7 protein-coding genes are annotated in these 12,454 nt (G+C 71.8%); 5 read left to right on the forward strand and 2 right to left on the reverse strand.

All coding sequences use genetic code 11. The features are described 5' to 3' along the window. Window positions 1-50: 50 nt before the first annotated feature. The 4 genes from metG to AC1DU4_RS06385 all read left to right on the forward strand — a co-directional run bounded on the left by metG (window position 51) and on the right by AC1DU4_RS06385 (window position 5,434). Window positions 51-1,616, forward strand: a complete 1,566-nt coding sequence (gene metG / locus AC1DU4_RS06370) for a methionine--tRNA ligase (protein ID WP_477838203.1) — start codon at window positions 51-53, stop codon at window positions 1,614-1,616. A 31-nt stretch (window positions 1,617-1,647) separates the two neighbouring features. Beyond that, a complete protein-coding gene (locus AC1DU4_RS06375; RefSeq protein WP_477838204.1) occupies window positions 1,648-2,829 on the forward strand; it encodes a DUF2786 domain-containing protein in 1,182 nt (393 codons plus the stop codon). 54 nt (window positions 2,830-2,883) lie between these two features. Further along, entirely contained in the window at window positions 2,884-4,110 is a 1,227-nt protein-coding gene (locus AC1DU4_RS06380; RefSeq protein WP_477838205.1) for a DUF2786 domain-containing protein, read from the forward strand. Window positions 4,111-4,204: 94 nt separating this feature from the next. After that, entirely contained in the window at window positions 4,205-5,434 is a 1,230-nt protein-coding gene (locus AC1DU4_RS06385) for an aminodeoxychorismate synthase component I (protein ID WP_477838206.1), read from the forward strand. Here the strand turns inward: AC1DU4_RS06385 and AC1DU4_RS06390 are convergent. Both AC1DU4_RS06390 and rsmI read right to left on the reverse strand, forming a co-directional pair. Then, a complete protein-coding gene (locus tag AC1DU4_RS06390; RefSeq protein ID WP_477838207.1) occupies window positions 5,431-9,489 on the reverse strand; it encodes an nSTAND1 domain-containing NTPase in 4,059 nt (1,352 codons plus the stop codon). The two genes, AC1DU4_RS06385 and AC1DU4_RS06390, sit on opposite strands and share 4 nt — an antisense overlap. A 384-nt stretch (window positions 9,490-9,873) precedes the next feature. Continuing rightward, entirely contained in the window at window positions 9,874-10,704 is an 831-nt protein-coding gene (gene rsmI / locus AC1DU4_RS06395; RefSeq protein ID WP_072847037.1) for a 16S rRNA (cytidine(1402)-2'-O)-methyltransferase, read from the reverse strand. A 23-nt stretch (window positions 10,705-10,727) separates the two neighbouring features. Between rsmI and AC1DU4_RS06400 the strand changes: the two genes are divergently transcribed. Beyond that, window positions 10,728-12,287 carry a dolichyl-phosphate-mannose--protein mannosyltransferase gene (locus tag AC1DU4_RS06400; RefSeq protein ID WP_477838208.1) on the forward strand — a complete coding sequence of 520 codons (1,560 nt, stop codon included), beginning with the start codon at window positions 10,728-10,730 and terminating at the stop codon, window positions 12,285-12,287. Window positions 12,288-12,454: the final 167 nt, after the last annotated feature.

The following is a 12,454-nucleotide window of genomic DNA, read 5'->3' on the forward strand; positions in this document are numbered from 1 at the left end:
ACAGGTCTGCTCGTCACGTTTGCGCGCGACGCAGTTAGAGTAGGCCCACCATGACTTCGCCCGCCTCCGCTTCCCGGCCCCCGTTCTACGTCACCACCGCCATCGCGTACCCGAACGGTGTCCCGCACGTCGGTCACGCCTACGAGTACATCTCCTCCGATGCGATCGCGCGGTTCAAGCGACTCGACGGGTTCGACGTGTTCTTCATGACCGGCACCGACGAGCACGGCCTGAAGATGCAGCAGACGGCGGCGAAGGAAGGCATCGACGTCCGCGACCTTGCCGCGCGGAACTCCGACCAGTTCGAGGCGCTGGACAAGGTCCTCGAGGTCTCGTTCGACCGCTTCATCCGGACCACCGACGCCGATCACGAGGCCGCCTGCCAGGTGCTCTGGCAGAAGATGGTCGAGTCCGGCGACATCTACCTCGACACCTACTCGGGCTGGTACTCGGTGCGCGACGAGGCGTTCTACACCGAGGCCGAGACCACTGTCGAGGAGGACGGCACCCGCCTCGCGACCGAGACGCGGACCCCGGTGGAGTGGACCGAGGAGTCCACCTACTTCTTCCGGCTGTCGAACTACCAGGACCGGTTGCTGGACCTGTACGAGTCCCGGCCCGAGTTCCTCGAGCCCGCGACCCGGCGCAACGAGATCGTCAGCTTCGTCAAGGGCGGCCTCAAGGACCTGTCGATCTCGCGGACCACCTTCGACTGGGGCATCCCGGTCCCCGGCCACCCGGGCCACGTCATGTACGTCTGGGTGGACGCGCTGGCGAACTACCTGACCGGCGCCGGCTACCCGGACGTCGACTCGGAGTCCTTCCGCAAGTTCTGGCCCGCCGACCTGCACATCATCGGCAAGGACATCTCCCGCTTCCACACCGTCTACTGGCCGGCATTCCTGATGTCGGCCGGGCTGGAGCTGCCCAAGCGCGTCTTCGTGCACGGGTTCCTCTACAACAAGGGCGAGAAGATGTCGAAGTCGGTCGGCAACGTCGTCGACCCGCTCGAGATGGTCGAGCAGTACGGCCTCGACGCACTGCGGTTCTTCCTGCTGCGGGAGATCTCCTACGGCCAGGACGGCAGCTACAGCCACGAGGCGATCGTCACCCGGATGAACGCCGACCTGTCCAACGAGCTCGGCAACCTGGCGCAGCGCTCGCTGACCATGGTCGCGAAGAACTGCGACGCCCAGGTGCCCACCCCCGGCGAGCTGTCCGAGGACGACCGGGCGCTGCTCGCGAAGGCCGACGCGTTGCTCGAGACGGTGCGCGCCGACTTCGACAAGCAGGCGCTGCACCAGGCGCTCGAGGCGATCTGGCACGTGCTGGGCGAGACCAACCGGTACTTCTCGCAGCAGGAGCCGTGGGTGCTGCGCAAGACGGACCCGGCACGGATGGCCACCGTCCTGTACACGACCCTCGAGGTGGTGCGCATCGTCGGCATCCTGGTGCAGCCGGTGATGCCGGGTTCCGCCGCGAAGATCCTGGACCTGCTGGGGCAGGCGTCCGAGGCCCGCGACTTCGCGGCCATCGGCACCCGGATCGTGGCCGGGCACCCGCTGCCCGCGCCGTCGCCGGTGTTCCCGCGGTACGTGGAGCCCGACGCCGGCTGACGCTCGGCGTGACGTTGCGGGTGACGACGCTGTGAACGACGACGACGCACCGGGCGCCGAGGCACTGGCCCTCGTCGCGGCGGTGGCGGCGGCCTACGAACGCGGTTGGCAGCCCGCCGACCTGCTGCACGTGACCCGCCGCGGCGACGAGTCGCCGCCGGAACTCGCGGCCGCCGCCACGCTGTACGAGGCGCGGTGCTCCCGCGCCGCGGAGCGGGCCCCGTCGGACTGGACCGGTCAGCTCGACGCCGTCGCCGAGCAGTACCCGGCGCAGGCCCGGCTCGTCGGGCAACTGCCCGCCGACGACCCGACCGGCCGGCACCTCGCCACAGCCCTCACCGCAGGCCGGTCCGGCTTCTTCGGCTACCAGCTCGCCGAACTCGCCGCCGAGTGGAACCGGCTGCCGCCGTGGACGTTCCTCACCGACCCGCCGTCGCAGTGGCCGGCCGAAGGCTCGGCGCCGTCTGCTCAGTCACCGGGCGAAGACGCGGCCGCGCCGGCAGCCGCGGCCGACCCCAAGATGCTGAACCGGATCCGGGGTCTGCTCACCAAGGCCGAGCGCACCGAGTTCACGCAGGAGGCCGAGACCTTCACGGCCAAGGCGCAGGAGCTGATGACGCGGTACGCGATCGACGCCGCCCTGCTGCGCACTCGCGCCCACACCGGCCCGGCGAACGTCCGCAGCCGCCGCGTGCACCTCGACAATCCGTACGTCACGGAGAAGGTGCACCTGCTGACCGCGATCGGCGAGGCCAACCGGGTCCGCACCGTGTGGTTCGGCGACCTCTCCATCGCCGTCGCCGTCGGCACCCCGGCCGACCTGCAGCAGGTGGACCTGCTGTTCACCTCCCTGCTGGTGCAGGCCAACCGCACCCTGCAGTCGACCGCCGCGCAGGGTCGCAGCGGCGCGCGCACCACGGCGTTCCGCAAGGCGTTCCTGGCCGGGTTCGCCAGCCGGGTCGGGCAACGACTGCGTGAGGCCGACGCCCGGGCCACCGAGGCCGCGGCCGCCGACGAGTCCATGCCGGTGAGCGACCTGCTGCCGATCCTCGCGACCACGTCGGCGGCGGTGGAGGCGGAGTTCAACCGGCTCTTCCCCGGCACCCGGCGGTCCCGGGCCCGTTCGGTGGACGCGGGCGGATGGCACGCCGGCCGGGCCGCCGCGGACGACGCGTCCCTGACGCCGGGCGCCGGCCGGATCAATCGGAAGTAGCACTGCCGACCTGCGACGACCGGACTTGTCGGTGCCCTGGTGCACACTGCCGGCATGACGAATCATCGAACGGACATTCGAGACCCTTGGGGTAGCGCGTACCCGGCCGACGTCGAGGACGACTGGGGTCCGGACGACTGGAACGACGACGACCGGCCGGCCCGGGACGGCCACGCCACCCGTCGCGAGGGCCCGCCGACCGCGCTCGACGCGCCGGCCGCGCTGGCCGCGGCATACGAGCGTGGCTGGCAGCCCGCGGACGTCCTGCACGTCACGAAGCGGTCGCTCGAGGCGGCCTTCGGCGACCCGGCCGCCGCACTGATCCTGCGCGAGTCGCACTGCAGCGGCGCGTGGTCTCGCGCACCGCGGCAGTGGCTCGACCAGCTGCGTGCGATCGCGGACGCGCACCCCGGCGCGGACACCGATCCCACCGCCGACCGGGACCCCGGGATCGACCCGTCACACGGATGGCCACTGGCCCGGTTCTGGCAGACACTGGGCCCCTGGACCGCCCTGTGCCCGCCACCCTCGGCCTGGCCCCGGCAGCGCACGGACCCCGCCCCGGAACGGGACACCGACCCGGCGGTCGCGGACACCAAGGTGCTGAACAAGATTCGCGGGCTCCTCGCGAAGGCGGAGAGCACGGAGTTCACGGAGGAGGCCGAGACCCTCACCGCCAAGGCGCAGGAACTGATGACGCGGTACGCGATCGACTCGGCACTTCTCGAGGCGGCCGCACCCGGGTCGTCGATCACGGTGCACAGCAAGCGAATTCACCTCGACAACCCGTACGTCAAGCAGAAGGCGCTGCTGCTGACGGCGATCGGTGAGGCAAACCAGGTGCAGACCGTGTTCAACCTGCGGCTGGCCATCGCCACCACGATCGGGTCGCCGGTGGACCTGGCGCAGGTGGAGATGCTGTTCACCTCGCTGCTCGTCCAGGCCACCCGCGCGATGCACACCGCGGGCGAGAAGGGCTCTCGGTCCGTGTCTTTCCGCAAGGCGTTCCTCTTCGGTTTCGCCGTGCGGATCGGCCAACGACTGACGGAGGCCGGCAAGGCCGCCACCGCACAGGCCGTGTCCGAGTCGCAGGTGCGGTTCGCCGACCTGCTCCCGATCCTGGCCGATCGGGCCGATGCGGTGCACGCCGAGGTGACGCGCCTCTTCGGACCCGTGAAGACCATGCGGAACTCGGCGGTCGACCCGCGAGGGCTGCGTGCGGGACGGTCTGCCGCGGACGCGGCGAACCTCGGCGACGGCGGACGGGCGATCGCCGGTTGACGACCCACCCGCCCGGCCCGGGCCACGCCGATCGTGGACGGCGCCCTGCCTGCGCGATTCGGGCGGGCGGGCGCCCCCGTGACAGGCTGGACGGATGCGGATCGACAAGCTGGGCGAGGGCGGCAACCCGGCCGAGGTGCTACGCGCCCTCGCCGCCCTGGCCGCCGACCGCGGCACACCGCCGCCCGCCGCCCTGATCGGCGACTGGTTCGGCCGCCGGGCCGTGCTGGCGCCGAGCGTGGACGCGGTGCGGGTGGACCCGAGCCGGGCCTTCAAGGCCCCCGGGCACCGGGCGGACGCTACCGGTCGGACGCCCATCGGCGGCGGCTGGATCGGCTACCGCGCCTACCCGGACCTGCCGACCTCGGGAGCCGTACCGGCACTGCCCGAGTCGGCGGGCGGCTGGACGGACAGCGTCCTGTGCCAGGACACCGAGGGCTGCTGGTGGTACGAGTCCCTCACCGACAGTCCGTGCCCCGCGGAGTGGGCCGCGGCGGCGACCGCGCCGTGGGCGGCCCGCCGGCCGTGGCGGCTCGACTGGACCGCGCCCGACCGCGACGCCCACCGGTACGGCGTCGAGGAGTGCCTCGAGGCCATCCGCGCCGGCGAGGTCTACCAGGCCTGCGTGTGCACCCAGTTCCGCGGGCGCGCACACGGCGAGCCGCTGGACTTCTTCGCCGACGCCGTCGAGTCCACGCGGCCCGCCCGCGCCGCCTTCGTGCAGGGCGGTTGGGGCGCGATCGCGTCCCTCTCCCCCGAGTTGTACCTGGCCCGTCACGGCGACCGGGTCACCTCCAGCCCGATCAAGGGGACGTTGCCCATCGCGGCGGACCCCGACCGACTCCGCGCCTCCGTCAAGGACGTGGCCGAGAACGTGATGATCGTCGACCTGGTCCGCAACGACCTCGGCCACCTCGCCGTCCCCGGTTCGGTGACCGTGACCGACCTGCTCGGTGTGTATCCCGCACCGGGCGTGTGGCATCTGGTGTCCACGGTCGAGGCGACGGTGCCTCCCGACACCGGCACGGGCGAGCTCCTCGACGCCACCTTCCCGCCGGCCTCCGTCACCGGTTGTCCCAAACACCGCGCCCGGCAACTGCTCTCGCAGTGGGAGCCGGATGCGCGCGGAATCTACTGCGGCACTGTCGGGTTCGCGTCGCCCCTGGCCGGCGTCGAGCTGAACGTGGCCATCCGCACCGTCGAGTTCGATCCGCACGGCGGCGCCGTCCTCGGCGTCGGCGGCGGCATCACCATCGACTCCGACCCCGACGCCGAGTGGCAGGAGTGCCTGGACAAGGCGTCGAGCATTCTCGCCCTCGGCTAACTCTCCCCGCCCTCGGCCTCACAGGCCCCCCGCGTCGGCGCGGAAAGCTCGAAACTCGCCGCCCGGTCCGGCGACAGTTCCTCGGTCGCCGCGCAGATCCGGGCGATGATCGCCGCCGCGTCCAACCCCCAGGCACGCAGCACACCGTCCCCGCCCGCGGCGACGACGGTGTGGGCCCCCGGCAGGAATCCGACCTGCCATCGGCCGGTGCCGGTGGTGGCGATCGGGCCGCCCACCTCCCGGGCCCGTCCGGCGTCGGAGACGTCCCACAGTCGCACCGTGCCGTCGTCGCTCCCGCTCACCAGTCGCCGCCCGTCGGGACTGAACGACACCGAGTAGACGGTGCCGCTGTGCCCGAGCAGAGCCGGCTGGCGGGCCGAGAGCGATCCGTCCGCCGCCCGGTCCCACACCACCACCGCCTGATCGTCGTCACCGGTCGCCATCCTGGTGCCGTCCGGGCTGAACGAGAGCGCATTGATCCCGCCCTCCCCGGCATGGGACACGCCGTGCGACTCGGGACGCGCGGGGTCCCGCACGTCCCACGAGTGCACCCCGCCGTCGGCGTCGGTGGCCACCAGGGTGTTGCCGTCCGGGCTGAAGGCCGCGACCCGGACGAGATTGCTCGGGCCGTCCAAGGGCTCACCCCACGGCACCGGGTGCCCCGGGTCGGCCAGGTTCCACAGCCGCACGCTGAAGTCGTCGTCACCCAGCGCCAGTGTGGTGCCGTCCGGGCTGAACGCCATCTCCCAGGTGAATCGTGTCTGCGTCACGATCGGCGCGCCCAGCGCGGTCGGGTGCGCCGGATCGCGCACGTCCCACAACTGGACATGTCCGCCGGTGGTGGGCGTCGTCGCCATCATCTTTCCGTCGGGCGAGAGTGCCACCACGTGCGCGCCGCCGAGGGGCCGCGGCATCGGGGTCGCGCTCGCCGCGGCCAACCGCCCGTCGTTGCCGACCCGCCACAGCCGGATCACCGAGTCGTACCCGCCCGTGGCCATGAGCGAACCGTCCCGGCTCGTCGACGGCAGCGACAGCGCGGACTCGGAGACGGGCAGGTTGGTCCGCGGCAGGGCCCACACCCGCACCATCGAGTCCTGCCCACCGGTGACCACCGTCTCGCCGTCCGGCGAGAGGGCCATCGCGGGCACCCCGCCCCCGTTCCCGGTCAGCGCCGGCCGCAGCGGCCGCAGGGTCCGGCGTTCCGGGTCCACGGACCACCGCTTCACCGTGCCGTCCCAGGAGGCGCTGGTGAGGGTCGCACCGTCCGCCGCGAAGGCGATCGTCCAGATCCCGCCGGTGTGTGCCTGTACCGGCGCCCCGACCTCTCGGACCGCGGCCACCTCCGTGGCGTCGAAGACCCGGAGGAATCCGTCGTCGCTGCTCGCCGCGAGGGTCCGTCCGTCCGGCGCGAAGGCCACCGAGTGCACCACGTCGCCGAACCCGCTGAGCACCGACGGCAGCGGCACGGGCCGGGTCGGGACAGCGATGTCCCACAACCGGACGCTGCGGTCGTCGCTGGCCGTCGCCAGCACCGCCGAGTCGGGCCGGAACGAGACCGTCCGGACCGCGCCGCCGTGTGCCGCGAGCACCGTGGCCGGGAACTGGCCCGACCACGGATCCGAGGTGCCGAAAAGCGTCACGGTGCCGTTGTCGTTCGGCGCGGCCAACGTCCGCCCGTCCGGGCTGAACCGGACGTTGTGCACCGTTCGGGCACCCGTCGGGGCCGCCTCGAGCAGCGGCCTGGGCGCGCCCCGGTCGGTGACGTCCCAGATGAACACGGTGCCGTCGCCACTGCCGGCCGCCAGGATCCGGCCGTCCGGACTGAACGACACCGATGCCATGTACTGGTCGGAGCCGGTCAGTGGCTCGCCGACCGGCCTCGGATCGGACCGATCGCTCAGGTCCCACAGCCGGACCGTGCGGTCGTCGCTGGCCGACGCCATCGTCTTGCCGTCGGGCGAGAGGGCCACTCCGTAGACCGGGCCCCGGTGCCCGCTCAGCGGCCGGCCGATCGGGGTCGACTCGGACGCGATCAGGCTCGAGTACGCCGCGTCGCTGCTCGGGTCCATCTGCCACGCGGCCAGTGACAACTGGGCGGCGGTCGTGGGGTCGGACTCACGCAGCGAATCCGACAGCGCGACGACCTGGCGGAACTGCGCGGCGCTGCGCTCCGATTCCGCGCGACTCTTCGCCGTCCATGCCATCACGCCCGCCACCAGCGCGAGGACCGTGGACAGCGCCAGTGCCGCCATGACGCCCCGCTGGATCCAGGTGTTGCGCTGCACCTGCTGAGTCGACGCCGCCAGGAACTCCGCTGCCGTCGGGTCCAGCGGAGCGGCCACCGGACCCGACGGGTTCTGCTCGGCGACCATGTCCAGCCGGCCACGCTGGTAGAGCAGGCTGTGGTTGCGGTCCGCGTCGGCCCAGTGCGCGGCGTCCGCCTCGATCTGCTGGCGCAGCGCCGAGTAGGACCGGTCCTCCTGGATCCAGTTCTTCAGCCGCGGCCAGGCGTCGATCACCGCGTCGTGGATGAGTTCGACACTCTCGGTGTCGGCGACCAGTACCCGGGCCGCGATGAACTGGTCGACCACCCGCTGCGCGGCCTCGGTGTCCTCCCCGCCGAACGCCAGCAACTGTGGCAGGGTCCGCCGGATCTTCACGTCGGTGCCGGCGTCGGTGACGTACACCAGGTGCACCATCATCGACCGCGCCAGCACCTGCCCCCGCGGGTCCAGCGCCTCCCAGGTGCGTTCGGCGGTCGCCGCGACGGAACCGCGCACGCCACCGGTCGCCCGGTAGCTCGACATCGTGAGCGTGCCGCCACGCCTGCGCTCCCACATGGTGTCGAGCAGGTGCGAGAGCAGCGGCAGGACGGTGTTGCTGCCTTCCTCGGAGGTCAGCGCACCGAGATCGTGCAGGATCAACTCCACCAGCCCGGCCTCGAGCTTGAGCCCGATCAGCCGGGCGGGACCGGTGATCACGTCCACCATGTCCGAACGGGTCAGCGGCGCGACCGTCTTGCTGTGCCGTTCGAGGGCGTGGGCCAGCACCGGATAGGCGAGCGCCGGCTCGTAGAAGTCCGAGCGCATGGTCGCCACGACCGAGGGCGCCGAATCGGGGGTCTCGTCGTCGGACAGCGTCGAGGCCGCGTAGTCGAGGACCAGGAGGAATCGTGCCCGCTCGTCGGGATCGCCGCACTGGGTGAACAGCTCCTCGGTCTGGTCGACGACGACGAGCAACGTCGCGGCACCGAGCCGGCCGGCCGCGCCGCGCAGGGCACGTCGCACCGACTCCGGGTCGGGGCTGTCGACGACGCCCGTCAGCTCCGGGATCGCGTCGCACAGCGCCTGCAGCGGCGCCTGTCCCGGGGTGACCACGACCGGCACGCAGGCTGTGTCGCCCGCGCCCGGCGCCACCCGGGCCAGCTCCGGGACGAGTCCCGCCTGCACCAGTGACGACTTCCCGACGCCGGACGCGCCGGTGACGATCACCATGCCGTGCCCCTGCGCGGAGACCACCGCGTCGACCAGCCCCCGCAGGCTCTCCACCCGGCCGAAGAACAGTCGGGCGTCCTCTGCCCGGTACGGCTCGAGACCGCGGTACGGCCGCACCCCGGTGACCGGTACGGCAACGACCGGTGCCGTCGCCTCGCTGCGCGCCCGGGGGGCGCTCACGTCGCGGGCGTTCTTCCACCAGGCTTGCCACTGCTGGGTGGAGTAGAGGCCGGGCGCAGGCGGCTGTCCGTGCACCGCGGAGGCGGCCCGGATCAGGACGACGAGAACGGGTCGCACCGATTCGAAGGTGGCGGGCACCCGCTTGCCCGACCGCCAGTCGCTGATCCGCTGGACCGAGATCTGCTTGTCGACGCCGATCGCGCGGCCGACCACCGAGGCCTCGGACACCACCTTCTTCAGGGCGGGCCCACCCGCCGTCGCGAACAGCAGCCGCAGCTGGTCGGCGAAGAATCGACGGGCCTGCTCCGACTGGTCCTGCTCACCCTGGTCGTCCTGGGCGTGCGGATTCCGCTCATCAGTCGCGCGGTCGTCGTCAACCATCGTTCATCCCTCTCCACCACCGGGCGAAATTCCGCTGCGGAAAAGTTCCTCACCCGCTGCGAACTGGGACGATACCTGGAATCTCAGAGTCAACATTGCTCGGCTCCCCTCGACCGTCCAGTGTTGTCCTCGGCGCACGGGGGGCCCGGCGCCAACCACGTGGCACCGGCGGGGACTGACAATTTCGAGGGGTAGTTCCCGCCGGATCCGCGACCCGCGACGAGAAATGGGACACCGAGAACGATGACCAGAATCGCGACCCAGATCGCCTCTCGAGTTCCGCCTACGCTGTCCGCCTTCCTGGTGATCGCGGCAGCCGTCGGACTGATCCTCCTGATGTCCCCCGGGTTCTGATCCCACCGACCTGTACCCGGCGCGGCGGCCTCAGTCCTTGCGCGCGGCGAGCACCGTCTCGTAGAGCTCCCGCTTGGACACCCCCGCGGTGGCGACCATCGCGCACGCGTCCTTGAGCCGCTCGCCCGCGGCCACCAGCCGCTCCACCTCGTCGACGAGGTCCGCCGGCTCGGCGGCCACCGCCGTCGCTCCCTCGAGCACCACGGTGATCTCTCCGCGAACCCCGTCGGCCGCCCACTCGGCGAGCTCGGCCAGAGTGCCGCGTCGCACCTCCTCGTAGGTCTTCGTCAGCTCCCGGCACACCGCCGCGCGGCGCTCCCCACCCAACACCGCGGCCGCGTCGGCCAGGCAGTCCGCGATTCGGTGCGGCGCCTCGAAGAACACGCACGCACGCGGCTCGGTCCGCAGCGCCTCGAACCACGTCCGGCGCTGCCCCTGTTTGCGCGGCGGGAAGCCGTCGAAACAGAACCGCTCGACCGGCAGCCCCGACAACGCCAGCGCCGTGGTGACCGCGGACGGGCCCGGCAGGCAGGTGACGGGCAGGTCCCGCGCGACACACGCCGCAACCAGCCGGTACCCGGGGTCGCTCACCGACGGCATCCCGGCGTCGGTCACCAGCAGCACCGTCCGGCCCTCCGCGACGTCGGCGACCAGCGCGGGCAGTCGCGTGGTCTCGACCTGGTCGTAGAAGCTGACCACCTTGCCGGTGATGGTGACGCCGAGCGCGGACGCGAGGTGCTTGGTGCGCCGGGTGTCCTCCGCCGCGACCACATCCGCGGTCGCGAGCGCGACTTTCAGTCGTTCCGAGGCGTCGCGGACGTCCCCCATCGGCGTCGCGGCAAGGACCAGGGAACCATTCATGCACGACAGCCTACGATCGTCGGGTGACCCTGTTGACCGACGAGCGCCCGACGCCCCACGTCGACCCCCGCGGTCACCTCTCCCCGGCGCCCCTGGCGCCCGAACCCGAGACCGGCCCGACCGACCGCTTCCGCGGCTGGGTGGTCACCGTGTTCCTCACCCTCGTCGCCGCCATCACCCGGTTCACCATGCTCGGCTACCCCACCGACGCGGGCACCCCGGTGTTCGACGAGAAGCACTACGCGCCGCAGGGCTGGCAGGTGCTCACCAACGGCTGGATCGAGAACAACCCGGGTTACGGACTCGTCGTGCACCCGCCGGTCGGCAAGCAACTGATCGCCGTCGGCGAGGCGCTGTTCGGGTACAACGGCTGGGGTTGGCGCTTCTCCGCCGCCGTCGCGGGCACCCTGCTGGTGCTGCTGGTGATCCGGATCGTGCGGCGGATGGCGCGGTCGACACTGGTCGGAGCGATCGCGGGGCTGCTGCTGATCGCGGACGGGGTCACCTTCGTCTCGTCCCGGATCGGGATGCTCGACATCTTCATGGCCCTGTTCGTGGTCGCCGCGTTCGGCTGCCTGATCGTCGACCGCGACGAGGTTCGGGCCCGGATGGCTCGCGTCTACGCAGAGGGCCGGATCGGGGTCACTGACTACGGCCCCCGGCTGGGGGTGCGCTGGTGGCGGTTCGGCGCCGGCGTGATGCTGGGCCTCGCCTGCGGGACCAAGTGGTCGGGCCTGTACTTCATCGCGTTCTTCGGCCTGATGAGCGTGGCCTTCGACGTCGCCGCCCGCCGCCGCTACGGGGTGCGCCGGCCGTGGCTCGGCGCGGGCCTGCGCGACGTCGGACCCGCGCTGTACGCGCTGGTGGTCGTCCCCGTCCTGGTCTACCTGGCCACCTACTGGGCGTGGTTCGCCTCGGAGACCGGCGTCGACCGGCACGCCGTCGGAAACCAGCTCGGCTTCGACGGCAGCTTCTCGTTCGTCCCCGCCGCGCTGCGCTCGCTCTGGTACTACAGCGGAAACGTGCTCGAGTTCCACGGCGGTCTGACCAACTCCGCGGGCAACCACCATCCGTGGGAGTCCAAGCCGTGGACGTGGCCGATGGGTCTGCGGCCGATGCTCTACTACTTCGCCGAGGGCGACGAGGTGTCCGGCTGCGGCGCCGCGAGCTGCGTCAAGGCCGTGATGCTGATCGGCACCCCGGCGATGTGGTGGCTGGCGCTGCCGATGCTCGGCTGGGCGTTGTGGCGCACCGTCGTGGGCCGCGACTGGCGCTACGCCGCGGTGCTCACCGGGTACGCCGCCGGGCTGCTGCCCTGGTTCGTCACCATGGACCGGCAGATGTACTTCTTCTACGCCGTCGCGCTTGCACCGTTCCTGGCCATGGGCCTGGCCCTGGTGTGCGGGGAGGTGATCGGCCGCGCCCGGGCGAGCTACGAGCGCCGCCGCACCGGCCTGCTCGCGGTCGCGTTGTACCTGGGCCTGGTAATCGCGAACTTCGCCTGGCTGTGGCCGATCCTGACGGCCGTCCCGATCACCCCGGAGATGTGGCAGCAGCAGCTGTGGCTGCCGAGCTGGCGGTGACAGCCACCCCTCGTCGACCGTCACCGAGCCCTGCCGCACCTGAATTCGTTTCCTGATCCGGAAGCCGCTTCCAGCACATCACCCGCCGGCACGCGCGGCCTCGTGCAAACAGATGAGATCGGCCATAATCGGACGGAACCCGCTGGACGCCGTATGCCAACCGATGC

This window comes from Rhodococcus sp. P4_F5 (assembly GCF_056401315.1).

Coding starts and splice junctions, on each gene's coding strand:
- metG (WP_477838203.1), top strand. CDS start 51: ATGACTTCGCCCGCCTCCGCTTCCCGGCCCCCGTTCTACGTCACCACC.
- AC1DU4_RS06380 (WP_477838205.1), top strand. CDS start 2,884: ATGACGAATCATCGAACGGACATTCGAGACCCTTGGGGTAGCGCGTAC.
- AC1DU4_RS06385 (WP_477838206.1), top strand. CDS start 4,205: ATGCGGATCGACAAGCTGGGCGAGGGCGGCAACCCGGCCGAGGTGCTA.
- AC1DU4_RS06390 (WP_477838207.1), bottom strand. CDS start 9,489: ATGGTTGACGACGACCGCGCGACTGATGAGCGGAATCCGCACGCCCAG.
- rsmI (WP_072847037.1), bottom strand. CDS start 10,704: ATGAATGGTTCCCTGGTCCTTGCCGCGACGCCGATGGGGGACGTCCGC.